This is a genomic window from Nocardioides glacieisoli, from assembly GCF_004137245.1.
Lineage (GTDB): Bacteria > Actinomycetota > Actinomycetes > Propionibacteriales > Nocardioidaceae > Nocardioides > Nocardioides glacieisoli.
This window is the reverse complement of record NZ_SDWS01000010.1, coordinates 75,275-97,356: the sequence shown is the minus strand read 5'-3', so window position 1 is coordinate 97,356 and position 22,082 is coordinate 75,275. Positions and strand designations below refer to the sequence as shown.

The 22,082-nt window shown below is 71.7% G+C and carries 23 protein-coding genes and 1 tRNA gene; 9 read left to right on the top strand and 15 right to left on the bottom strand.

Translation table 11 applies throughout. The features are described 5' to 3' along the window. Position 1: 1 nt before the first annotated feature. From EUA06_RS18980 to EUA06_RS18970, 3 genes are all read right to left on the bottom strand, one after another. Positions 2-907, bottom strand: coding sequence for a DMT family transporter (locus tag EUA06_RS18980; RefSeq protein WP_242498252.1), 906 nt, complete (start codon positions 905-907; stop codon positions 2-4). A gap of 74 nt (positions 908-981) precedes the next feature. Next, entirely contained in the window at positions 982-1,659 is a 678-nt protein-coding gene (locus EUA06_RS18975) for a response regulator transcription factor (RefSeq protein WP_129478726.1), read from the bottom strand. Further along, on the bottom strand, positions 1,656-2,894 hold the full coding sequence (locus tag EUA06_RS18970; protein ID WP_129478724.1) for a sensor histidine kinase: 1,239 nt from the start codon (positions 2,892-2,894) through the stop codon (positions 1,656-1,658). Before EUA06_RS18970 ends, EUA06_RS18975 begins: the two co-directional genes overlap by 4 nt. A 120-nt stretch (positions 2,895-3,014) precedes the next feature. Between EUA06_RS18970 and phoU the strand changes: the two genes are divergently transcribed. Beyond that, on the top strand, positions 3,015-3,665 hold the full coding sequence (phoU, locus tag EUA06_RS18965; protein WP_129478722.1) for a phosphate signaling complex protein PhoU: 651 nt from the start codon (positions 3,015-3,017) through the stop codon (positions 3,663-3,665). A 13-nt stretch (positions 3,666-3,678) separates the two neighbouring features. Here phoU and EUA06_RS18960 read toward each other — a convergent pair whose 3' ends face one another. Genes EUA06_RS18960 through EUA06_RS18950 form a run of 3 tightly spaced genes read right to left on the bottom strand, consistent with a single transcriptional unit; the run spans position 3,679 to position 5,628 of the window. Continuing rightward, on the bottom strand, positions 3,679-4,422 hold the full coding sequence (locus EUA06_RS18960; RefSeq protein WP_129478720.1) for a phosphoglyceromutase: 744 nt from the start codon (positions 4,420-4,422) through the stop codon (positions 3,679-3,681). Next, positions 4,419-4,889 carry a copper chaperone PCu(A)C gene (locus EUA06_RS18955; protein WP_129478718.1) on the bottom strand — a complete coding sequence of 157 codons (471 nt, stop codon included), beginning with the start codon at positions 4,887-4,889 and terminating at the stop codon, positions 4,419-4,421. The genes EUA06_RS18960 and EUA06_RS18955 overlap by 4 nt, the downstream gene beginning before the upstream one ends. 43 nt (positions 4,890-4,932) lie before the next feature. After that, positions 4,933-5,628, bottom strand: coding sequence for a UbiA family prenyltransferase (locus EUA06_RS18950; RefSeq protein ID WP_129478717.1), 696 nt, complete (start codon positions 5,626-5,628; stop codon positions 4,933-4,935). Positions 5,629-5,783: 155 nt separating this feature from the next. Here EUA06_RS18950 and EUA06_RS18945 point away from each other — a divergent pair, with 155 nt between their 5' ends. Next, positions 5,784-6,269, top strand: a complete 486-nt coding sequence (locus EUA06_RS18945; RefSeq protein ID WP_129478715.1) for a CarD family transcriptional regulator — start codon at positions 5,784-5,786, stop codon at positions 6,267-6,269. A gap of 2 nt (positions 6,270-6,271) precedes the next feature. Beyond that, positions 6,272-6,862 carry a 2-C-methyl-D-erythritol 4-phosphate cytidylyltransferase gene (locus EUA06_RS18940; protein WP_129478713.1) on the top strand — a complete coding sequence of 197 codons (591 nt, stop codon included), beginning with the start codon at positions 6,272-6,274 and terminating at the stop codon, positions 6,860-6,862. On the opposite strand, the gene EUA06_RS18935 is transcribed toward EUA06_RS18940, so the two are convergent. Next, positions 6,834-7,529 (bottom strand): IspD/TarI family cytidylyltransferase, encoded by a 696-nt coding sequence (locus EUA06_RS18935; protein ID WP_129478711.1) that lies wholly within the window; start codon positions 7,527-7,529, stop codon positions 6,834-6,836. The genes EUA06_RS18940 and EUA06_RS18935 overlap by 29 nt on opposite strands. Beyond that, complete coding sequence (gene ispF / locus EUA06_RS18930) at positions 7,526-8,032, bottom strand: 2-C-methyl-D-erythritol 2,4-cyclodiphosphate synthase (protein WP_129478709.1); 507 nt, start codon at positions 8,030-8,032, stop codon at positions 7,526-7,528. The genes EUA06_RS18935 and ispF overlap by 4 nt, the downstream gene beginning before the upstream one ends. Positions 8,033-8,069: 37 nt before the next feature. On the opposite strand from ispF, the gene EUA06_RS18925 reads away from it, so the two are divergent. After that, on the top strand, positions 8,070-9,587 hold the full coding sequence (locus EUA06_RS18925; protein ID WP_242498251.1) for a molybdopterin-dependent oxidoreductase: 1,518 nt from the start codon (positions 8,070-8,072) through the stop codon (positions 9,585-9,587). Positions 9,588-9,593: 6 nt separating this feature from the next. On the opposite strand, the gene EUA06_RS18920 is transcribed toward EUA06_RS18925, so the two are convergent. Next, complete coding sequence (locus tag EUA06_RS18920) at positions 9,594-10,793, bottom strand: peptidase C39 family protein (protein ID WP_129478707.1); 1,200 nt, start codon at positions 10,791-10,793, stop codon at positions 9,594-9,596. Between the two features lie 100 nt (positions 10,794-10,893). On the opposite strand from EUA06_RS18920, the gene cysS reads away from it, so the two are divergent. Genes cysS through EUA06_RS18905 form a run of 3 tightly spaced genes read left to right on the top strand, consistent with a single transcriptional unit; the run spans position 10,894 to position 14,766 of the window. Beyond that, a complete protein-coding gene (gene cysS / locus EUA06_RS18915; RefSeq protein ID WP_129478705.1) occupies positions 10,894-12,300 on the top strand; it encodes a cysteine--tRNA ligase in 1,407 nt (468 codons plus the stop codon). A 1-nt stretch (position 12,301) separates the two neighbouring features. After that, positions 12,302-13,264, top strand: a complete 963-nt coding sequence (rlmB, locus tag EUA06_RS18910) for a 23S rRNA (guanosine(2251)-2'-O)-methyltransferase RlmB (protein ID WP_129478703.1) — start codon at positions 12,302-12,304, stop codon at positions 13,262-13,264. Next, positions 13,261-14,766 (top strand): metallophosphoesterase, encoded by a 1,506-nt coding sequence (locus tag EUA06_RS18905; protein ID WP_129478701.1) that lies wholly within the window; start codon positions 13,261-13,263, stop codon positions 14,764-14,766. Before rlmB ends, EUA06_RS18905 begins: the two co-directional genes overlap by 4 nt. Before the next feature lie 33 nt (positions 14,767-14,799). Here EUA06_RS18905 and EUA06_RS18900 read toward each other — a convergent pair whose 3' ends face one another. The 3 genes from EUA06_RS18900 to EUA06_RS18890 all read right to left on the bottom strand — a co-directional run bounded on the left by EUA06_RS18900 (position 14,800) and on the right by EUA06_RS18890 (position 19,036). Beyond that, positions 14,800-15,888: an NPCBM/NEW2 domain-containing protein gene (locus tag EUA06_RS18900; RefSeq protein WP_129478700.1), complete on the bottom strand. Its 1,089-nt coding sequence runs from the start codon at positions 15,886-15,888 to the stop codon at positions 14,800-14,802. A gap of 82 nt (positions 15,889-15,970) precedes the next feature. After that, positions 15,971-17,194 carry a DUF4032 domain-containing protein gene (locus tag EUA06_RS18895; protein ID WP_129478698.1) on the bottom strand — a complete coding sequence of 408 codons (1,224 nt, stop codon included), beginning with the start codon at positions 17,192-17,194 and terminating at the stop codon, positions 15,971-15,973. A gap of 15 nt (positions 17,195-17,209) precedes the next feature. Then, positions 17,210-19,036 carry a glycoside hydrolase family 13 protein gene (locus EUA06_RS18890; RefSeq protein ID WP_129478696.1) on the bottom strand — a complete coding sequence of 609 codons (1,827 nt, stop codon included), beginning with the start codon at positions 19,034-19,036 and terminating at the stop codon, positions 17,210-17,212. Positions 19,037-19,097: 61 nt separating this feature from the next. Here EUA06_RS18890 and EUA06_RS18885 point away from each other — a divergent pair. Beyond that, positions 19,098-19,169 (top strand) — tRNA-Thr (locus tag EUA06_RS18885). A 31-nt stretch (positions 19,170-19,200) separates the two neighbouring features. Then, entirely contained in the window at positions 19,201-19,602 is a 402-nt protein-coding gene (locus EUA06_RS18880; protein WP_129478694.1) for an HNH endonuclease family protein, read from the top strand. A gap of 13 nt (positions 19,603-19,615) precedes the next feature. Here EUA06_RS18880 and EUA06_RS18875 read toward each other — a convergent pair whose 3' ends face one another. The 3 genes from EUA06_RS18875 to EUA06_RS18865 form a co-directional block, all read right to left on the bottom strand. After that, positions 19,616-20,203, bottom strand: a complete 588-nt coding sequence (locus EUA06_RS18875; protein ID WP_129478691.1) for a DUF732 domain-containing protein — start codon at positions 20,201-20,203, stop codon at positions 19,616-19,618. A gap of 152 nt (positions 20,204-20,355) precedes the next feature. Then, positions 20,356-21,219 carry a pyridoxal kinase PdxY gene (pdxY, locus tag EUA06_RS18870; RefSeq protein WP_129478689.1) on the bottom strand — a complete coding sequence of 288 codons (864 nt, stop codon included), beginning with the start codon at positions 21,217-21,219 and terminating at the stop codon, positions 20,356-20,358. Positions 21,220-21,241: 22 nt separating this feature from the next. After that, positions 21,242-22,015: a dioxygenase family protein gene (locus EUA06_RS18865; RefSeq protein ID WP_207208435.1), complete on the bottom strand. Its 774-nt coding sequence runs from the start codon at positions 22,013-22,015 to the stop codon at positions 21,242-21,244. Positions 22,016-22,082: the final 67 nt, after the last annotated feature.

Sequence of the window (22,082 nt, the reverse complement as noted above, 5' to 3'; positions counted from 1 at the left end):
CTCAGGCGGCCTTCGGCTTCTTCCGCGTCATCAGCACGCCGACGATCGCGAGCGCACCGCCGACGAACGTCAGCGACGGCGGCACCTCGTCGATGGTCAGCCACGCGATCAGCGTCGCGATCCCCGGGACGAGGAAGGTCGTCAGCGACAGCGCCCCGGCGTCGGTGTGCGTCAGCGCGTAGGCCCAGGTGGTGAAGGCGACCGCGGTGGGCAGCACGCCGAGGTAGACGATCCACCACAGCTCGGCGCCGCCGTCGGCCACGATGCCCGGCAGGTCCGGCGAGAACGGCAGGCAGATCACCGCGCCCGTCAGGAACGACACGAACACGACCTGCACGGACGGCAGCCGACGGAGCAGCACCTTCTGCGTCAGCACGCCGACGGCGTACATCGCCGCGGCGACCAGCACCAGCAGCACGCCGACGAGGCTGGCGTCGGCGTCCGTCGACGAGCCGCGCGCGATCACCGCGACGCCGGCGAACCCGACGACCATCCCGCCGAGGAGCCAGCCGTGCAGGCGCTCGCCGAAGAGCGGAACGGCCAGGAGCGCGACGATGACCGGGCCGATCTGGATGATCATCGCCGCCGTCCCGGCGTCGACGTGGCGCTCGCCGGCGTTGAGGGCCAGGTTGTAGATGCCGAACCAGCCGATGCCGCCCAGCGCCAGCAGCGTCCACTCGCGTCGCGTCGGGGCGACCCAGCCGCGGCGCAGCACCAGCGGCAGGACCACGAGCGCGGCGACGAGCAGGCGGCCGGATCCGAGCGCCCCGGGACTGACGTCGTGCGCGACGTGGCGGATCACCACGAACGCCGACGCCCACATGACGAGTGTGATGGCCCCTGCCGTGACCGGCAGCCAGGTCGGCGGTGCAGTCGTCGCGCTGGGCGTCGTGTCGGTGGTCGTCACGGGTCAAGACTAGGAACGGTCATGACCGACCGCCAGCGCATTTCGGACGTCGTACGCCGACATCCCGCCGCTGGTCAGAGATCCAGCTTGTAACCCAGCCCGCGGACCGTCACGAGGTAGCGCGGGTCGCTCGGGTCGGGCTCGAGCTTGGCGCGCAACCGCTTGACGTGGACGTCGAGGGTCTTGGTGTCGCCGACGTAGTCGGAGCCCCAGACGCGGTCGATGAGCTGGCCGCGGGTGAGCACGCGGCCCGGGTTGCGCAGGAACATCTCGAGCAGCTCGAACTCCTTGAGCGGCAGCCGCTGCTCGGTGCCGTCGACCGTGACCACGTGGCGCTCGACGTCCATCCGCACCGGGCCGGCCTCGAGCGTGTCGGGCATCAGCTCGGGCTCCTGGCCGCGGCGGAGCACCGCGCGGATCCGTGCGACCAGCTCGCGAGGGGAGTAGGGCTTGGTGACGTAGTCGTCGGCGCCGAGCTCGAGGCCGACGACCTTGTCGACCTCGTCGTCCTTGGCGCTGACCATGATCACCGGCACCGACGACGTCTGCCTGATCTGGCGGCACACCTCGGTGCCGGGGACGCCGGGCAGCATCAGGTCGAGGAGCACGATGTCGGGTCCGAAGCGGTCGAACTCGGTGAGCGCGGTGTTGCCGTCGGCGGCGATCGCCACCTCGTAGCCCTCCTTGCGCAGCATGTAGGCGAGCGCGTCGCTGTAGCTCTCTTCGTCCTCGACGACGAGTACGCGTGTCATGTGCTGGTCTCCTGCTGTGTTCTGCGGACCGGTGGGACGGGCCTGGTGATGGATCGGGCGTCGGGGTCGATGGGTACGACGACCTCGACCGGAGTGGTGCCCGAGCCGTGCTCGGGGCTGGAGTTGCGGGGGAGGGTCAGGGTGAAGGTCGAGCCCTGGCCCTGCACCGACCACACCGAGATGTCGCCGCCGTGGGTGGCGGCCACGTGCTTGACGATCGCGAGCCCGAGGCCGGTGCCGCCCGTGGAGCGGTGCCGGGCCGGGTCGACGCGGTAGAAGCGCTCGAAGATCCGCTCGATGTCCTCGGCGGGGATGCCGATGCCCTGGTCGACCACGGACACCTGCACCTGGTCGCCCTCGGAGCGGGTGGTGACGACGACCCGCGAGCCGCTGCTGGAGTAGGCCACGGCGTTGGCGACGAGGTTGCTCACCGCAGCACCGATCAGCTCCTGCGAGCCGAACACCTCGAGCCCGTGCTCGCCGCGCGACTCCACGGTGATCTCCTTCGCCGCGGCCTCCATCGCGCTCGTGTCGACCGCCGTGGCGACGGCCGCGTCGAGGTCGACCATCACCGGCTTCTCCAGCGGGTCGTGGGCCTGGAGCCGGGACAGCTCGATGATCTGCTGGACGAGCTTGGACAGGCGGTCGCTCTCGGTCCGCATCCGGCCGGCGAAGCGCTGGACGGCCTCGGGGTCGTCGGAGGCGTCGTTGACCGCCTCGGCGAGCAGCCGGATGGCGCCCACGGGGGTCTTGAGCTCGTGGCTGACGTTGGCCACGAAGTCGCGACGGACCTCCTCGACGCGCTTCTCGCGCGTGCGGTCCTCGACCAGCGCGAGCACCAGCCGTGCGCCGAGCGGCGCGACGCGGGCGGTGAGGGTGCGGGCGGTGCCTCCGGCGGGCGCGGGCAGGACGATCTCGCTCTCGCGGATCTGCCCGTCGCGACGCACCTGCGCGACGAGCTCGAGCAGCTCGGGAACGACGAGGGTGTTGCCGCGCACCAGCCCGAAGGCGTACGCCGGTGCCGAGGCCTTGAGGACGTGGTCGGACTCGTCGACGACGACCGCGCTCGACCGCAGGATGCTGAGCACCGCGGCGACACCGGCCTGGACGACGGGCTGCTCGACCTCGGGGAGGGTGTGGCGCTGGCGGTCACTGATGTGCCACGCGAGGACCGCGCCGCCAGCCATGATGGCCCCGACGAGCGCGGCCAGACCAGCCTGCATCGTCGGATCCACGCTCACATCGTACGCACCGGGGCACCGCCGCCCGCCCCGATGGACGCCCGGCGCCGAGTGTTCACGCGCCGTTCATCGCTCACCGACATCTGTTCGCTTCGGCTGCCTACTGTCCGGTGCATGCGTGAGGCTTTCCATGACCAGCTCGACGGCATCTTCGCCGACCTGTCCGACATCTGCGGCATGGTCGAGGTCGCTGTCCACGAGGCCACCAAGGCCCTGATGACCGGGGACGTGCACACCGCCGACCAGGTGATCAGCGGCGACAAGGCGATCGACGACGCGCGCGAGCGGGTGGACGACACGTCGTTCCAGCTGCTGTCGCTGCAGCAGCCGGTCGCCGGCGACCTGCGGATGATCGTCTCGGCGCTCCGCATGGTCAGCGAGCTCGAGCGGATGGGCGACCTCTCGGTCCACGTCGCGAAGATCGCCCGGCTCCGCGTGCCGCAGGTGGCGGTGCCCGAGGAGCTGCGCCCGACGATGGGTCGGATGGCCGAGGTCGCCGAGGACATGGTCCGCCGGGTGCGCGGCATCATCATCGATCGCGACGTCGAGGCAGCCATCGAGCTCGGCCGCGACGACGAGGTGATGGACCAGCTCCGGCGCCGCAGCTTCACCGAGCTGCTCTCGACCGACTGGCAGCACGGCGTGGAGGCCGCGGTCGACATCGCCCTGCTCGGTCGCTACTACGAGCGGATCGCCGACCACTCCGTCTCGGTCGCCAACCGCGTCGTCTTCGTGGTCACCGGCGAGCGCCCCGAGCGCGACTGAGCTCGGGCCAGGGTCAGCGGCCCTGGTTCGCCACCGCTGCAGCAGCCGCTGCAGCGGCCTCGGGATCGAGGTACTCGCCACCGGCGACGGTGGGCTTCATGGACTCGTCGAGGCGATAGAGCAGGGGCATGCCGGTCGGGATGTTGAGCCCGGCGATGTCCTCGTCGCTGACGCCGTCGAGGTGCTTGACGAGCGCGCGGAGGCTGTTGCCGTGGGCGGCCACCAGCACGGTCTTGCCGCCCTGGAGGTCGGGCACGATCTCGGCGTCCCAGTAGGGCAGGAACCGCGCGATGACATCCTTGAGGCACTCGGTGCGGGGCAGCTCGTCGCCGAGGTCGGCATAGCGCGGGTCGCCGGCCTGCGACCACTCGTCGGAGTCGTCGAGCGGCGGCGGGGGCACGTCGAAGGACCGGCGCCAGAGCATGAACTGCTCCTCGCCGTACTCCTCGAGCGTCTGCTTCTTGTCCTTGCCCTGGAGCGCGCCGTAGTGGCGCTCGTTGAGCCGCCACGAGCGCTTGACCGGGATCCAGTGGCGGTCGGCGGCGTCGAGCGACAGGGCGGCGGTGTTGATCGCGCGGCGCTGCAGCGAGGTGTGCACGACGTCGGGGAGGATGCCGGCCTCCTTCAGCAGCTCGCCTCCGCGGACGGCCTCGCCGCGACCCTTCTCGGTGAGGGCCACGTCGACCCAGCCGGTGAAGAGGTTCTTGGCGTTCCACTCGCTCTCGCCGTGGCGGAGCAGCACGAGGGTGTGGGTCACGAGGCGTCCATGCCTTCCCAGTAGCCGGTGTCGTTCGCGACGACCGGGACGTTGAGCGAGACCCGCTCGCCATTGCCGAAGTCGACCGTCAGCGGCACCACGTCGCCTGCGGTGAACTCGCCGGTGAGCACGATGTCGGCGGCGGGCTCGGCCAGGTTGACCAGGCCACCGGCCGGGATCGTGACCGGCTCGAACTCGGCGGCCGTCACGGTGGCGTCCTGGCCGGCGACGGCGGTGAAAGTCGCCTCACTGTCCGAGCTGTTGTTGGACAGTGACGCCACGAAGGTGCCCGAGCCCTCGGCTGCCGAGACCACGACGGCGGAGAGCACGTCGACGGCCCCCTCGCGGTTGTTGGCGCCGCTTCCCGGCGTGTAGACGCGGTCGGTGGCGTAGTCGAAGCCGCAGGAGGACAGCGGCGCGGCGAGCGCGACGACCGTTGCGGCGCTCACGAGGAGTCGATGCTGCATGGCGCACAGCCTAGCGCCGGCCGGCCCCACCGCTGAGCCCGGCTCAGGTCAGCCCGACCGTGCCTCCCGCGATGATGAGGCCGACCGCCACGAGGACCGTGAAGACGCCGGCGATCAGCAGCAGCCGGGGGGTGCCGGTCTTGAGTGCGAGCACCATCGGGAGCGAGCGCTCGCCCTCCTCGTGGTCCTGCACGAGGCCCGGCAGGGCGGACAGCAGGTGGAGGCCCAGGCCGAGGGCGGCGGCGAGGGCGGTCATCGCGACGGTGGGTGGCGTCGTCGTGCCGACGCCGTTCCAGCCGCCGTACGCCAGGAACGCCGGGTAGAGCGCGAAGCTCACCATCCACGGCAGGAACGACAGCACGCGCGCGTGGAGGTAGCGGTCGCCGACGGCCGAGACGGCCACGACCGCGAGATAGGCGAGCCCGGCGCGACGGCCGTGGGCCACCGCGAGGGGTACGACGAGGAGGACCGCGCAGGTGAGCGCGAACCAGACCGTCCCCGGGTCGAGCCCGCGGACGAGCGGCTTGTCGGGCCGGTGTCGCTCGTCGCGGCGTCGGTCGGTGAGGTCGTCGGCCCAGCCGATGATGGCCTGGCCGACCAGCACCGTGGCCACCACGAGACCCACCTCGCGCAGCGGTCGACCGGCGACGGCGGCCGCCGTGCCGAGCCCGATCGCCATGCTGATCACGTGTCGCGGCTGGGCCGCCAGCAGCAGGAGCACGGCGGGAGGCGTGGGCATGGCGGGAAGTATGCCCGCCGGCGTGCGCGGAGGGGGCCCGACCACAGGAACTGCCGATCTGTCAAGCCCGCAAGGGGCCTCTGACCTGCACAAACGCGTCAGGAGGTCGTTCGAACCCGTGTTAGAATGGTCACCTAGGAAAGGGAACTGAACATATGACTTTCACCGTTGGCGAAACGGTCGTCTATCCCAATCACGGGGCCGCTGTCATCGAGGAGATCGAGACGCGGACGATCAAGGGAGAGGACCGCGAATACCTCGTCCTCCGGATTGTCGCCCAGCAGGACCTGGTCGTTCGCGTGCCGGCCTGCAACCTCGACCTCGTCGGCGTCCGTGACGTCGTCGACAAGGAGGGCCTCGACCGCGTCTTCGACGTGCTGCGGGCCGCCCACGTCGAGGAGCCGACCAACTGGTCGCGCCGCTACAAGGCCAACCTGGAGAAGCTGCACTCCGGTGACGTCATGAAGGTGTCGGAGGTCGTGCGCGACCTGTGGCGCCGCGAGCGTGACCGCGGGCTGTCGGCCGGCGAGAAGCGGATGCTTGCCAAGGCGCGCCAGATCCTGGTCTCGGAGCTGGCCCTGGCCGAGAAGACCAACGAGGACAAGGCCGAGGCCACCCTCGACGAGGTCCTCGCCTCCTGAGCGTGTACGACGCCGATCGAGGCCCCTGGGACGAAGGTCCCCGGGGCCTCGGTCTCGTTCTGGACGACGAGCGCGGTTCCCTGCCCTACGAGCTCCTCCACGGTGAGGCGCTCGTGGCGTGCGCGGCGTGGGCGCTCGGGGAGTCCGGGGTCGACCTCGTCGACGCCAGCGTGACGTGGGGCGGCCTGGTCGACTCCGGCGAGGACGTCGTGCTGCACGACGCGCTCTGCCCGATGACGCCGCCGGCCTTCATCGCGGACTGCCTCGCGCAGGCGCGCGCCACCGGCGACGTCGTGGTCGGAGCCCGTCCGGTCACCGACACCGTCAAGGTCGTCAGCGACGACCGGGTCGGCGCGACGCTGGACCGCGACGACCTCGTGGCGATCACCTCCCCACTGGTGCTCCCGGCCGCGGTCGTGGCAGGCCTGGACCGGCAGCCCACCACCGACCTCGCCCGCGCCGTGGCCGACCTGGCTGCGGCGGGTCACCGGGTCCGGCTGGTCCCGGCGCCGTCCGAGGGACGGCGGGTGTCGTCGGTCGAGGACGTCCGGCTCCTCGACGCCCTCACCTCGCCCCAGGCACTGTCGCGCTGAGCTCCGTCGCGAGCGCCACGTCCTCGGGGAAGGTGACCTTGAGGTTGAGCGAGGTGCTCGGCACTGCGGCGACGGGCACGTCGGCGTACGCCGCGACGCAGGCCGCGGTGTCGGTGCCCTCGAAGCCGTCGTCGGCCGCCGCCCGGTAGGACGACAGCAGCGCGTCAGCGCGGAAGGCCTGCGGCGTCTGCACCGCACCCGCGTCGTCGGCGACCGGGGTCAGGTCGGCGTGCAGCAGGCGGTCGACCGGCACGACGGGGATCGCGCCGCCCACCTCGCGGGCGGCGTCGACGACGGCCCTCCAGAGCGCGAGCCCGGCGAGCGGGCGCGCTCCGTCGTGCACGACGACCACGTCGACCTCGCCGGAGACGACGTCGTCGGCCAGCACTTGGATGGCTGCCCACTCCGACGCGTGACGGGTGGCCCCGCCCTCCACCACGAGCACCTCGCGGTCGCCGAGGTGCGGCGCCACGTCGGCCTCGACGGCGTCCCGGTCCTCGGGTCGCACGACGAGCACGAGGCGGCGTACGTCCGGGAGCGCGAGCGCGTCGCGCACCGACCACACCAGCACCGGCACGTCGCGCAGGGGGAGCAGCACCTTGTTGACCTCGGCGCCGACGCGGGTGCCCGAGCCGGCGGCCAGGATGACGACGGCCGTGCCGGTCATGGACGCGTGACCAGCGCCGTGGCGATGGCGGCGACGCCCTCGCCGCGACCGGTGAGGCCGAGCCCGTCGGTCGTGGTGGCGGAGAGGCTGACCGGGGCGCCGAGCGCCTCTGACAGCGCGGCGGTCGCCTCGTCGCGTCGTGGACCCAGGCGCGGCACGTTGCCGATAACCTGCACGGCCACGTTGCCGATCTCCCAGCCGGCGTCGCGCACGCGGCGCGCGGTCTCGGTGAGCAGGGCGACGCCCGAGGCCCCCGCCCACTCGGGCTCCGCGGTGCCGAAGTTGGTGCCGAGGTCGCCGAGCCCGGCGGCGGAGAAGAGCGCGTCGCAGGCGGCGTGCGCGGCCACGTCGGCATCGGAGTGACCCTCGAGCCCGGCGGGCTCGTCGGGCCACGCGAGTCCGGCGAGGTGCATCGGCACGCCGGGCACCAGTCGGTGGACGTCGGTGCCGATGCCGATGCGGGTGTCGACGCGAGCGCCGTCAGGGGACTGTAAGGACGTCACGTCGGCATCATGCCCGGTCACGCGTCACAATGGACACGTGACTGATCGCCGCCCGCCGTGGGCGCTCGCCGGGGTCCTGGCCGGACTGGCCGGCCTCGCGACGAGCTATGCCGCCGCCATGGTGCTCACGATCCGCGAGTCGCCCGTCGTCGCGGTCGCCGAGATGGTCATCCGGCTCACGCCCGGTGAGGCTGCTGAGCGGGCGATCTCGGTGCTGGGCCACTTCGACAAGCCGGCGCTCGTCATCGGGATCCTGCTGATCCTCCTCGCCCTCTTCGCGCTGGCCGGCCGCCTAGCGGAGAAGGGCTTCTGGCAGCCGATGGTGGTCTGGTTCGCGCTGGCCGGCCTCGGCCTGGGTGCGGTGCTGGCCCAGCGCAGCGCCGGCCTCGCCGACTCCCTGCCGGTGCTCATCGGCCTGGTCACCTGGGTCACCGCGCACTCGGCGCTCAACGACGCGCTGCGCCGCGAGCGGCGCCGCCCCGACCTCGAGTCGCGCGAGCGCCGGGTCTTCGTGATGGTCGCCGGCGCGATCTCGCTCGCAGCGGTCGGCATCGCCGCCGGCGGCCGGGTCGTCGGCGCGGGTCGTCGCCACGTGGAGGCGAGCCGCCGGCTGCTCCGCATCCCCGGCGTCACCCGGCGCCAGGCACCTGTCGCCACGTCGGTCGACCTCGCCGGGATCGCGCCGTGGCAGACGCCCAACGAGGACTTCTACCTGATCGACACCACCCTCGCGAAGCCCACCATCGAGCCCCAGGACTGGGCGCTGCGCATCCACGGGCTGGTCGACCGCGAGCTCGTCCTCACCTACTCCGACCTCGTCGAGCGCGAGCTGACCGAGTCGTGGATCACCCTCAACTGCGTCAGCAACGAGGTGGGCGGCGGTCTCGTGGGCAACGCCCGCTGGAGCGGCGTACGACTCGCGGACCTGCTCGCCGACCTCGGCGTCTCGGACCAGGCGGACGCCGTCCTGCAGACCTCGCACGACGGCTGGTTCTGCGCGACCCCGCTGGCCGCGCTGACCGACGACCGTGACGCCATGCTCGCCGTGGCGATGAACGGACGCCCGCTGCCCATCGAGCACGGTTTCCCGGTGCGGACGATCGTCCCCGGGCTCTACGGCTACGTCTCGGCCACCAAGTGGGTCGTCGACATGGAGGTCACGACCTTCGAGACGGCCGTCGGCTACTGGACGACCAAGGGCTGGTCGGCCGAGGGGCCGGTCAAGATCGCCTCGCGCATCGACGTGCCGCGCTCGGGCGACGACGTCGAGGTGGGCGACGTGCAGATCGGTGGCGTCGCCTGGCACCAGCACACCGGCATCGAGGCCGTGGAGGTGCAGGTCGACGGCCGCGAGTGGGAGCGCGCCGAGCTCGGCGAGGTGCCGTCGGTCGACACGTGGGTGCAGTGGAAGGTCACCGTCGACGTCCCCGAGGGGGACCACACCGTGCGGGTCCGGGCGATCGGCAAGGACGGCGCGACCCAGACCGACGTCGTGCGCGCTCCCGACCCCGACGGGTCGACCGGGCTGCACGCGATCGAGATCAGCGCCTCCTGATTCGACCTAGCTGTTGCGGATGACGTACGCCGTCCCGCCGGAGGCGCTGATCCAGATCCGCTCGAACTGCGCCCGGTCGTAGACGCGGCGCACCTCGGCGTTCGTGGCGCCGGCGGGGTCGTTGACGACGACGTCGCCGTCGGCCTCGAAGCCGACGACCACCATCAGGTGGCCGTTGCTCGCCGAGATAGGCGCCCCCGCCAGCTGGTTGCGGCCGAACGCGACGGAGACGACCAGCGGCATGCCGGCGGCGATGTAGTCCTCCGCCTCGCGCAGCCCGCTCATCCGGGTGACGTAGGAGTCGCCGCCGACGAGGGTGGCGGCGTAGGCGGTGTTGAAGGCCCAGTTGCCGGTGCCGTCGTAGCCGTGGTCGTAGACCATCTTGGCGGTGTGGTCGACCACTGCGTCGACATGACCGGGCGTGATGCCGGTCGGCGCGGGGGAGATGCCGTAGTAGCCCAGCACCATCGCGGTCGAGGCGGCCGAGCACCACGCCTCGCCACCGCCACCCCACTGCGGGTAGTGCCCGTCGTGCACCATCTGCGACAGCGTCGGGACGGGGAGGACCGTGCCGACCGCCGGGCCGGGCGTCGAGGTGGGTCGCGGCGCGCTCGCGTCGAGCGACGCGACGCCGCCGACGCGCTCGAGGCTGACCGCCAGGCTCGACCCGCGGGGCCGCATCAGGGTGACGCGGACCTGCCACGACGCGATCGAGGAGGCGGCGTACCACGTGTCGACGCTGACGCGGCCGAGGTCGTCGGACTGGCCGGAGTACGTCGTCCGCGCGACAGGGCGCCCGGTGCGGGACCAGTCGGCCATGGTGTCCCAGCTGCCGGTGGTCCCGTCGGTGGCCATCGCGCGCACCTCGACGCGGACCAGGCTCTTGCCGGGCGTGGTCGCCTCCCAGGTCGGGATGAGGGCGGTCGCGTCGAAGCCCGGCGTCGACCACGGCGACGTCCAGGTGCCCGCCTCGTAGCGGCGGCCCGCGACCGTGCGCGGCTTGGCCTTGCGCAGCGACACCTGGCCGCGGCCGAGCTTCAGTCCGGCGCGGGTGCCGGCCTTGAGGTCGGCGTACGAGCTCCAGGACACCAGCGAGACGTGCGGAGTCGCGCGGACGCGCGGCTCGGCGTGGGCGGCGGGAGTGGGCGCCAGCGCGCCGAGGACGAGCGGGAGCAGGAGGAGCGCGGCGGCGCGGCGTCGGAGCACCGGACGACGATACCCCGCGAAATCCCACCCGTCCCAGGAGCCACAGGACCTCGTGCGCGACACTTCTTCGTTGTCGCGCCTGCGCCCCTAGACTCGGCGGGTGACCCTGAGGCTCCACGACACCGCGACGCGCGAGACGCGCGACTTCGTCCCCCTGCAGCAGGGCCGGGCGGGGATCTACGTGTGTGGCCTCACCGTCCAGAGCGAGCCGCACGTCGGGCACGTCCGCTCGGCGGTGAACTTCGACGTGCTGCGCCGCTGGCTCGCGGCCACCGGCTACACCGTCGACTTCATCCGCAACGTCACCGACATCGACGACAAGATCCTCGCCAGGTCCGCGGAGCAGGGCGTCCACTGGTACGCCCTCGCCGCCGCGATGAAGCGCGAGCTCGACAAGGCCCTCGCCGCGATCAACGTCCTCCCGCCGACGTACGAACCGGGTGCGACCGGGCACGTCCCGGAGATCCTCGAGCTGATCGAGCAGCTGGTCGCCCGCGGCCACGCCTACGCGGCCGAGGACGGCAGCGGCGATGTCTACTTCGACGTCCGCAGCTGGCCGGCCTACGGCGAGCTGACCCGCCAGAAGGTCGAGGACATGGAGCCGGCCGGCGACGCGGACCCGCGCGGCAAGCGCGACCCCCGCGACTTCGCGCTGTGGAAGGGGTGGAAGCAGGAGACCGAGCCGCAGACTGCGGCCTGGCCGTCCCCCTACGGCCCCGGTCGGCCCGGTTGGCACATCGAGTGCTCGGCGATGGCCGGCAAGTACCTCGGTCCCGCCTTCGACATCCACGGCGGCGGCGTCGACCTGCGCTTCCCCCACCACGAGAACGAGCAGGCCCAGTCGCGCGCTGCCGGCCGGCCGTTCTCGTCCTACTGGCTGCACAACGCCTGGATCACCACCGCCGGCGAGAAGATGAGCAAGTCGCTCGGCAACTCGTTGCTCGTCCCGTCGGTGCTCGAGCGGGTGCGCGGCATCGAGCTGCGCTACTACATGGTTTCCGCGCACTACCGCTCGCACGTCGAGTTCAGCTTCGAGGCGCTCGACGAGGCGGCCAAGGGCTTCCGCCGGATCGAGGACTTCCTCGACCGGGCCTCCGGCGTGGTGGGCGGCTGGTTCGCCTCGCTGCCCGACGCCTTCGTGCAGGCGATGGACGACGACCTCGGTACGCCGGCCGCCGTCGCGGTCATCCACGACTCCGTCCGCGAGGGCAACCGCCTGCTCGTCGACGGCGCCTCCGACGAGCTCAGCCAGAAGTTCGGCGAGGTCATCGCGATGCTCGACGTGCTCGGCCTCAACCCCGCCGACGAGGCGTGGGCCAACGGCGCCGACGACGACGACAAGCTGACCAGCGTGATCGACGCGCTGGTGCAAGGACTCCTGGCCGAGCGGACGGCGGCACGCGAGGCGAAGGACTGGGCGCGTGCGGACGCCATCCGCGACCAGATCAAGAACGCCGGCGTCGAGGTGGAGGACACCCCCGCCGGCCCCAAGTGGACGGTGAGCTGACATGGCAGGCAACAGCAAGCGCAAGGGCGCCATCAAGAAGACCGGCAAGGGCAACCCCACCGCCGGCTCGGGCGGCCGCGTCCGTCGCGGGCTCGAGGGCAGGGGTCCGACGCCCAAGGCGACGGAGCGGCCCTACCACCAGGCGCACAAGGCGGCGAAGCGCGCCGAGAAGTCCAAGGACACGCGGGCCAAGCGGCGTACGACGTCCGACGCCGAGTGGGCAGCCGGGCGCAACTCCGTCGTCGAGCTGCTGCGCGGCGGCGTGCCGGTGACGGCGGTCTACGTCGCCGAGGGTGCCGAGCGCGACAACCGGCTGCGCGAGGCCTTCAAGCTCGCCGCGGAGCAGGGGGTCAAGCTGCTCGAGGTCACCCGCAACGAGATGGACCGGATGACCAGCGGGGCGGTCCACCAGGGCCTCGCCGCACGGCTGCCGGCCTACGAGTACGCCCACGCCGACGACCTGCTCGACCGTGCCGACGAGGCCAAGGAGCCGGCGCTCATCGTCGCCCTCGACTCCGTCACCGACCCGCGCAACCTCGGCGCCGTGGTGCGCTCGGCCGCGGGCTTCGGCGCGCACGGCGTGCTCATCCCCGAGCGCCGCGCGGCCGGCATGACCGCCTCGGCCTGGAAGACCAGCGCCGGCGCGGCCGCGCGTCTTCCGATCGCGCAGACGGTCAACCTGACCCGCCAGCTCAAGGCCTACCAGGAGGCGGGCTGCATGGTCGTCGGCCTCGCCGCCGACGGCGACATCTCGCTGCCCGAGCTCGTCGCGCCCGACGGGCTCGCCGAGGGACCGCTCGTCGTCGTGGTCGGGTCGGAGGGCACCGGCCTCGGTCGCCTGGTCGCCGAGACCTGCGACCAGATCGTCTCGATCCCGATGGCCGGGCAGCTGGAGTCCCTCAATGCCGGGGTGGCCGCCTCGGTCGCCCTCTACGCGATCTCGCAGGCCCGCCTCCCCGGATGACCACCCCACGCCGCGTGCTCGTCGGTGCCGTGCTGCTGGCCGGCAGCGTGGCGCTCGGGTTGGCGGTCGCGGTCTCGCTCTTCCTCAACAGCAGTCGCACGACCGTCCTGGTCGGGCACGACGCCGTCGTACGACCCACGATGGCGCGCGACGCGGTGGTGCAGACGGGGCCGCTGCTGCCGGACTTCCGGTTCCGCGACGTCGGAGCGATCGGCGTCACGATCACCCTCGGCAAGACCGAGGTCGGCTCCATCGAGGAGCTGGTCGAGCGCTACGCCTACATCGCCGGCGACCCGGCGGCACCAGTGGAGAAGGTGCAGGGGGTCGTGGTCGACATGGCGGTCTCGGCCGCGATCCGCGGGCTGGGCGTCGGCCTGCTGCCCGTCGCGGTCTTCCTGCTGCTCGGCCGGCACCGACGCGGCCAGCTGTTCCGCGGCATGCGTACGCGCCAGGGGGTGCTCGCCGCGGCGCTGCTGGCGGTGCTGCCGCTGCTGATCTGGCAACCCTGGCAGTCGAGGGAGGAGACCCAGGAGGAGCAGGGGACCTGGCAGACGCTGGCCGAGCTCGCCGGTCCCGACGTCGAGCTGCCTGCGGAGGTGCGCGACATCGAGGTCCGCTCCGGCCCCGTCACGACCCAGAGCAAGCGCCTCGTGCTGAGCGCGATCGACACCTATGACAAGAGCAAGGAGTTCTACTCCACGGCCGCCGAGGGCGCCGCGGACCTCGCCGTCCGGCAGCCCGAGGACGGCGAGACCGTCGCGCTGCTGGTGAGCGACCGGCACGACAACATCGGCATGGACCGCGTCGCCCGCGCGATCGGCGAGGCGGCCGGGGCGACCGTGGTGCTCGACGCAGGGGACGACACCTCCACCGGCCAGCCGTGGGAGGCCTTCAGCCTCGACTCCCTCGCGGCGGCGTTCGATGACTGGGACCGCTTCGGCGTCGCCGGCAACCACGACCACGGGACCTTCGTCAGCACCTACCTCGCCGACGAGGGCTGGACGATGCTCGACGGCGAGGCGGTCGACGCTCCCTGGGGCGGCACCCTGCTGGGCGTCGACGACCCGCGCAGCAGCGGGCTGGGCAACTGGCGCGAGGAGTCCGGCCTCAGCTTCACCGAGGTGGGGGAGCGGCTCGCCGACGCGGCCTGCGCGGCCGCCGACGACGGCGAGCGGGTGAGCACCGTGCTCGTCCACGACGCCAACCTCGGCCGCGAGGCGCTCGCCCGCGGCTGCGTCGACCTCGTGCTCGGCGGCCACACCCACGTGCAGTCCGGGCCCACCGAGGTGACGGGCGAGGGCGGCGAGTCGGGGTGGACGTGGACCAACGGCACCACCGGTGGTGCGGCGTACGCCATCGCGCTCGGCAGCAAGCCCCGCCGCGACGCCGACGTCAGCCTCGTGACGTACGCCGACGGGCGACCGATCGGCCTCCAGTGGGTGCGGCTGCGCACCGACGGGTCCTGGCTCGTCGGCGACTGGTCGCCGATCGAACCGGGCTGAGGAACCCCACGCTCCCCAGCCCGGCTCGAAGGGTCAGAAGGCGCAGAGGACGCGGGCGTCGCCCCACACGCCCCAGCCGTAGCCACTGCCGCTGCCGCTTGAGCCCGCGACGTACTCGTCCTGGAGGCGCAGGCGGAAGACGCCCGTGACGTCGAAGGTGACGCGCGTCGGCGCCTGCCCGGTGGTCATGATCCCGTGCGACCGCTCCACGCTGTCGGCCCACGAGCGGAACCCGACCTTGAAGCCGGTCTCCGACTCGTCGTCGAGCCCGATGGAAGCGTCGAACGTCGTGCAGGAGTCGCTGAGGTTCCACTCTCCCCACGGCTTGGCCTCCCACCAGAAGTCGGAGCTGTTGAAGACGGAGTGCGAGTAGGGCGTCCCCGCGATGAACGCCGAGCCGTCGTCGAAGCGCAGGCTGTCCACGCGGTCACGGTCCGAGAGGTAGTACCAGCCGTAGACGGTCATGGACACGGCGGCGCTCGTCGAGTCCTTGAGCCCGACGCCACCGGGGAACGCCACCCGCACCGGGACCGACTTGCCGGCTGTCGAGAGGCTGGTCGTCGACGTCCATGCGCCGTTCGCCACGACTGCGCTACCGATCACGCCCCACGACTCCGCTGCTGCCTGGTAGGCCTGGACCTCGACCGTCCGACCGTCGAGGTTCCGGCTGGCCGCACCCGCCACCGTGAACGCCTGGCCGGCCTCGACCGTCGACGCGCTCTGCCCGGTGATGGAGACAGCGGTGGTCTGCTTCGGCTGCTGGCCCATGTGCACCAGGACGCTGTCGCACGCCCGCTTCACGCACGCCCTGTAGGTGCGGTCGCCGGACTTCACGTCCTCGCGGTGGGTGAAGCGGCCCTTGCGGCTGGTCCGCTTGACCGCCTCCACGACCCACGACTTGCCCTTGGTCTTCTGGAAGATCGTGACGGGGACCCGACCTCGCACGCCCTTGACGGTGCCGGTCAGCGTCACGACGCCGCCCTTCTTCACCCACTCCGGGGAGGCCGAGATGGTCACCCGGGCGCGCTGCGCCTTGTGGTCCGAGGAGGGAGTCGCTGCGACCCCTGGTGCGGCAAGCAGGGTGAGCAGCAGTGCCGTCACGACGGCGTGGACCAGGCGCATGGGGGCCTCCGGTGGATGGTGGTCCTCGGATCCTCTGCTGCCGACTCGTCGGTCGCACTCCCCACAAACGGGGGTCGGCCCGTCACTCCGGGTCCGTGACCGCCTCGTCGCCGGTGATCGCCTCGTCCGGCTTGGTGGTCAGGAAGCGGTCGATGTAGTCGCGGGCGGTCTCGAAGATGTCGACCTGCTGGCCGGCCTGCTCGGAGAGGTACCAGCGGTGCTCGAGGATCTCGTGGAAGACCTCGGCCGGCTCCAGCTTGCCGGACGCGTCGGGCGGGATCATCGCCATGATCGGCTCGAAGATGGCGTGCATCCACTTGCTCGCCACGAGGTGCCGGTCCTCGCGGCCGAGGTCGAAGTGCGCGGTGAAGGCGGCGAGGTCGTTGAGCAGCCGGCGGGCCTGGTTCTCCTCGACGCTCATGCCGGTCAGCGCCTGGATCTCCCGGGCGTGGTGGCCGAGGTCGACGACCTTGGGCTGGATGCGGATGGTGTCGCCGTCGAGGTCGGTGACGATGTCGAGCTCGTCGACGTCGAAGCCGAGCTCGTTGAGCCGCTCCACGCGCTGCTCGATGCGCCACATCTCGTCAGCCCGGAACTCCTCCAGGCCGGTCAGCTCGCCCCACAGCGCCTCGTAGCGCGTGCGCAGGTGCTCGATGATCTGGAAGCCGTCGATCTCGTGCACGGCGCCGCTGGCCTCGAGGTCCATCAGCTCGGCGAAGATGTTCTCGCAGCCGACGGTGATGTCGTACTCCCGCATCCGCTCGCTCACCTCGTCGCGCAGCTCCCCGGTCTCGGCGTCGACGAGGTAGGCCGAGAACTCGCCGGCGTTGCGCCGGAACAGCACGTTGGACAGCGACACGTCGCCCCAGTAGAAGCCGGCCAGGTGCAGGCGGACGAGCAGCACGACGATCGCGTCGATCAGCGTCGGCACCTGCTCCGCGGTCATGCCGCGGCTGAAGAGGCTGCGGTAGGGAAGGGAGAACTGCAGGTGCCGGGTGATCAGGGCCGCCGGCAGCTCCTCGCCGTCGGCGGACTCGCGGCCGGTGACGACACCCTGCGGCACCACCGCCGGCATCCCGATCCGCTGGAGGTCGCGGAGCAGGCGGTACTCGCGGAAGGCGATGTCGTCCTGGGTCTCCTTGACGGCGTAGACCCGGTCGCCGAGCCGCACGATGCGCACGATGTGGCGCGACAGCCCGCGCGGGAGGGGTACGACGACGTCGTCCGGCCACTCCTCGAGCGGGAGGTGCCACGGCAGGCCGAGGATGGCCGGGTCCGGCCGGTTGGCGACGATCCGCATGGCCATGGGACGACCCTAGTCCTAGTCGAGGGCCCAGATGTCGACGCGCGGGCCGTCCGTCGCCGGCACCTCCACGCCGTCGGGGCTGCTCGTCAGGTCGGCGCCGCCCGGCTCCGACCCGAGCACGTGCCGGCCCGGATCGAGGGGCAGGGAGAAGGCCGGCGCTGCGGCCCGCCGCGCGACGACGAGCGCCGAGCCGTCGGGGTGCTCGCGCACGAAGGCGATGGTGTCGTCGTCGACGTGCGCCCATCGCAGCCCGCCGCGCCGGAGGGCGACGTGGGCACGACGCACCTGCGCGAGGTCGGCGTACGCCGCCAGGGTGGTGCGGTCCCAGTCGTCGGGTCGGTGCCACGGCATGGTGCGCCGCGAGTCCTCGCCGTTGACGCCCTCGAGGCCGATCTCGTCGCCGGCGAACAGCATCGGCACGCCGGGCAGGGTGAACTGCAGGCCGGCCGCGACCCGGTGCACGGCGGCGTCGCCGCCGACGACGGTGCGGATCCGGGCGGAGTCGTGGGAGCCGAGGATGTTCCAGCTCGACGCGGTCGCCCGCCACCCCAGCGTGCCCTGCCACGCACGGAGCGTCTCGACGACGGTCGCGCCGTCGCGTCGGGGGACCGGAACCGGCCGGCCGAAGGCGCGTGCGGGCGACGAGGGGTCGCGCAGCCACGACCACACCGGCCACGAGAAGCCGGAGTAGTTCATCGTGCCGTGCCAGCCGTCGCCGTCGATGTCGCCGGTCGCGTCGTGGTTGTGCTCGCCGATGACCCACGGGTCCTCGCGCAGCTCGGCGGCGGTGGCGCGCACCGCCCGCGCGACCTCGTGCGCGACGTCGATGTCGGCCAGCCGACCGGTCATGTTGGCGACGTCGATGCGCCAGCCGTCGACGTCGTACGGCGGCCGGAGCCAGCGCCCGACCACCGAGTGCGGTCCCTCGACCATCGCGTGCCGGACGTCGTGGTTGGCGTGGTTGATCTTGGGCAGCGTGCCGTGGCCCATCCAGCAGGCGTAGGTGCCGTCCTCCTCGAAGTAGTAGAAGGAGCGGTGCGGGTCGTCGACGCCGTCGACCGCGGACAGGAACCACTCGTGGGTGTCGCCGGTGTGGTTGGTCGTGAGGTCGCCCAGGATCCGCCAGCCGCGGGCGTGGACCGCCGCGCTGAGCCGGGCGTAGGCCTCGTCGCCGCCCAGGAGCGGGTCGACCGCGGTGAATGTGGTCGCGTTGTAGCGGTGGTTGCTCTCGCCCGGGAACACCGGAGTCGTGTAGACGACGTCGGCGCCGACCTGCTCGACGTGGTCGAGGTGCTCGGTGATGCCGTCGAGGTCGCCGCCGTAGAGCTGCATCGGCGTGCGGGGGTCGCCGCCCTCGAAGCACACCTCGTCGTCCCACTCGGCCGCCAGCGCCCAGTCGGGGACCTCGCGCTCGTCGGCCGCCGCGGACCGCGCGAACCGGTCGGGGAACACCTGGTAGACCACGGCGTCGCGTCCCCAGTCCGGTGCCGACGGGAAGGCTGCGAGCCGGAAGTCGTTGCCGTCGGGGACGTCGTGGTCGACGGTGCCGGCGCCGGTCAGCCACTGCTGCGTGCCGTCGGCCCGGACGAGCAGGAACCGGTAGTGCGTGACCGGGTTGTGCACCGGCAGGGCCGCCTCCCACCACACGGCGTGGCCGTCGGCGGTCGAGGTGGTCGGGTAGAAGACCGGCTCGGCGTCGTACGTCGTCCGCAGCCAGATCGCCTCCACCGGGTCGGCGGCGCTGGTCCGGACCCGCACGGTCACCGTGTCGCCCAGGCCGGGCGCCTCGTCGGAGACGTAGAGCGGGGAGCCGTCGTGGTGCGGCAGGTGGAGGAGGCTCACGGGCCTCATCATCTCAGCCGGAAGGCCTGACTAGGATTGCCGCCGCGTCCCCCGGACGCACGCCGCGTTAGCTCAGGGGTAGAGCACCAATCTTGTAAATTGGGTTGCGAGAGTTCGAATCTCTCACGCGGCTCGCTGTCGGACCCGCTCCCTAGCGTGGAGCCATGAGTTGCCTCGGGTGCGGCGCGGCCCTGACCAGGCGCCACCAGAAGGTCTTCTGCAGCAATCGGTGCCAGCGTGCGATGGAGCGCAAGCGGAACATCGCGCTCTGGCTCGAGACCGGCGTCGCTCACACCGGCAGCGGCATCGGTCACTACGTCCGGTCCTACCTCCTCGAGCAGCAGGAGAGTCGGTGCGCCTTGTGCCGGTGCTCGACGACATGGCAGGGCAGCGAGCTGAGGCTCGTCCTCGACCACGTCGACGGCGACTCGACCAACAACCGGCGCGAGAACCTGCGGCTGGTCTGCCCGAACTGCGACTCCCAGTTGCCGACGTTCAAGGCCCGCAACCGGGGGAACGGGCGGGCCTGGCGACGGCAGCGCTACGCCGACGGGAAGTCGTACTGACGACCGCGGGGTACTACGCCTCGGACGCGAAGGCCTTGTCGAGGTCGTCGAGCCGGTCGTCGCAGTAGGCCAGGGTAAGGGCGAAGAGGTGCGAGATCTGGTCGGCGTCGCTGACATGACGCAAGGTTCGACTGACGTCCTTGCTGCGCAGCCATCGCGCTCCCGACGGCGCCAGACAGACGGCCGCCGCGTCGGTCGAGAGGTCACCGTCGGTCATGTCGTCCGTGGGGACCTTGCGCCAGTCGAGGAAGAACCGCGCCAGGTCGCCACGCTCCTCGTGAGTCGGCTCGGCGCTCTGGTCGCCCGTCCTGATCTCGCGGTACCCATCGAGAAGGTTCGGGCAGTAGGCGTCGACTGCGGCGTCGAAGACCTCCCCGCTGCCGTCGTCGAACTCGAGGGACGCGGCCCACACATCGACCTTGGCGGCCACCATGCCCCCGCCGCTAAGGATCGAGCAGAAGGTGCGACCACGGTCGACGAGCTTCTCGTCGGAGATCCTGAGGTCGATGTCGGCCCTGTCGAGGTTGGCCGTGGCCCGGTCGAGGAACTCCTCGTCGTCACCTGGCAGGTCGTCGGGCGGCACCGGGGTCGCGAGGGGCACGGCGACGGGGTCTCCGGCCGTGCTTTCGTCGGCGGACGGCGCCGAGTCAGACGCCGAAACCGTGGCGGACGTGGAGCTCGGCTCGCCAGTGTTCGTGCACGCGGGCAGGGCCAGCAGTGCCCCGACCACGAGGATTCGCCCAAGAGTCGACATCAGCGGACCTGCTCGACCCCGAACTCGCACGCCGGGTCGGCGATGGCGTCCTGGGCGGCGATGAGGCGCAGCTCGCGCTCGCCGGAGTCGAGGGTCTCCTTCAGCACCGCGAAGACCGACGAGGCCGTCCGGGCCAGCGCCTCGGCGGGGGAGCCCGTCTCCTTCAGGTGCGCGGTGAAGAGCGCTGCGGTGATGTCGCCGGAGCCGTTGGCCTTCATCGGGAGGCGGGGCGTGCTCACCAGCCAGGCACCGTCACCGGTGACGGCGAGCATCTCGATCGTGTCGTCGGCGGCGCCGTCCCGGTCGACCGAGGTGACCAGCACCGTCGAGGGGCCGAGGCCGCGCACCTCGTCGACTGCGATGAGGATGTCGTCGAGGGACGACGTACGGCTGAGGGCGTCGCGGTCGGTGATGAAGCCGAGCTCGAACTGGTTGGGCGTCAGCACGTCGGCGACGGGGATGACCGTCGAGACGTACTTCGGCGGGATGGCCGGGTTCACGAAGCAGCCCGACGTCGCGTTGCCCATGACGGGGTCGCAGGTGTACGTCGCCGCGGGGTTGGCCGCCTTGACCTGCGCGACCGCGTCGGCGATGACGTCCGCGATCTCCGGCGATCCCTGGTAGCCAGACAGGATCGCGTCGCAGGACGCGAAGACGCCCCGCTCGCCGATGCCCGTGATCACCGCGGCGACGTCCTCGGCCGGGATCAGTGGCCCGCGCCACGCGCCGTAGCCGGTGTGGTTGGAGAAGTTCACCGTCAGCACCGGCCATACCTCGTGGCCGAGGCGCTGGAGCGGGAAGACGGCCGCGGAGTTGCCGACGTGGCCGTAGGCGACGTGGGACTGGATCGAGAGGACGCGCATCCTGCGACTTTAGTGCCGGGTGTCAGGCCACCTGCAGCGACCGCTTCGAGAGCCCCATCCAGTAGCCGTCGATGACCTGGATGCCCGGTGCGTCGGCGGCCGTCGCTGCACCGAGAGTCACGAAGAGCGGCGTGTAGTGCTCGACGGTCGGGTGGGCATACGGCATGCCCGGCGCCTTGGCCTTGTAGTCCGACAGCAGGTCGACGTCGCCGCGGGCCAGCGCTTCGGCGGCCCAGAGGTCGAAGTCGACCGACCAGCCGGGAGCCTCGGCCTCGATGCGGAACTCCTTGAGGAACGGCAGGCCGTGGGTGAGGAAGCCCGACCCGACGATCAGCACGCCCTCCTCGCGCAACGGGCGCAGGCGCTCGCCGAGCTTCATCAGCCGGTGGGGGTCGTCGGTGGGCAGCGACATCTGCAGGACCGGGATGTCCGCCTCGGGGTACATGATCTTCAGCGGCACCCACGCGCCATGGTCGAGACCGCGGGAGACGTGCTGGTGGACCGGCTCGCCGTCGGGCATCATCGCCGCGACCCGTTGCGCCAGCGCCGTGGCGTCGGGCGTCTCGTAGGTCATCTCGTAGTACTTCGGCGCGAACCCGCCGAAGTCGTAGACCAGCGGAGCCCGGCTTGCCGACAGGCTGACCGGGGCCGATTCCCAGTGGGCGCTCACGATGAGGATCGCCTTGGGGCGCGGCAGGTCGGCGGCCCAGGCCGAGAGCTGGCCGGACCAGATCGGGTCGTCGAGCAGCGGCGGCGCACCGTGGCCGATGTAGAGGGCGGGCATCGCAGTGGTCATGACATCCTCAATAGTCCGAGATTCAACTATATTCCCCGGGTAGTCCAGTGACAATCGGTTTCTCCGG

Excerpts from the sequence above, each read along its gene's own strand:
- EUA06_RS18975 (WP_129478726.1), bottom strand. The coding sequence starts at position 1,659 with ATGACACGCGTACTCGTCGTCGAGGACGAAGAGAGCTACAGCGACGCG.
- phoU (WP_129478722.1), top strand. The coding sequence starts at position 3,015 with ATGCGTGAGGCTTTCCATGACCAGCTCGACGGCATCTTCGCCGACCTG.
- EUA06_RS18955 (WP_129478718.1), bottom strand. The coding sequence starts at position 4,889 with ATGCAGCATCGACTCCTCGTGAGCGCCGCAACGGTCGTCGCGCTCGCC.
- EUA06_RS18950 (WP_129478717.1), bottom strand. The coding sequence starts at position 5,628 with ATGCCCACGCCTCCCGCCGTGCTCCTGCTGCTGGCGGCCCAGCCGCGA.
- EUA06_RS18945 (WP_129478715.1), top strand. The coding sequence starts at position 5,784 with ATGACTTTCACCGTTGGCGAAACGGTCGTCTATCCCAATCACGGGGCC.
- EUA06_RS18935 (WP_129478711.1), bottom strand. The coding sequence starts at position 7,529 with ATGACCGGCACGGCCGTCGTCATCCTGGCCGCCGGCTCGGGCACCCGC.
- rlmB (WP_129478703.1), top strand. The coding sequence starts at position 12,302 with ATGGCAGGCAACAGCAAGCGCAAGGGCGCCATCAAGAAGACCGGCAAG.
- EUA06_RS18905 (WP_129478701.1), top strand. The coding sequence starts at position 13,261 with ATGACCACCCCACGCCGCGTGCTCGTCGGTGCCGTGCTGCTGGCCGGC.
- EUA06_RS18900 (WP_129478700.1), bottom strand. The coding sequence starts at position 15,888 with ATGCGCCTGGTCCACGCCGTCGTGACGGCACTGCTGCTCACCCTGCTT.
- EUA06_RS18895 (WP_129478698.1), bottom strand. The coding sequence starts at position 17,194 with ATGGCCATGCGGATCGTCGCCAACCGGCCGGACCCGGCCATCCTCGGC.
- EUA06_RS18880 (WP_129478694.1), top strand. The coding sequence starts at position 19,201 with ATGAGTTGCCTCGGGTGCGGCGCGGCCCTGACCAGGCGCCACCAGAAG.
- pdxY (WP_129478689.1), bottom strand. The coding sequence starts at position 21,219 with ATGCGCGTCCTCTCGATCCAGTCCCACGTCGCCTACGGCCACGTCGGC.
- EUA06_RS18865 (WP_207208435.1), bottom strand. The coding sequence starts at position 22,015 with ATGACCACTGCGATGCCCGCCCTCTACATCGGCCACGGTGCGCCGCCG.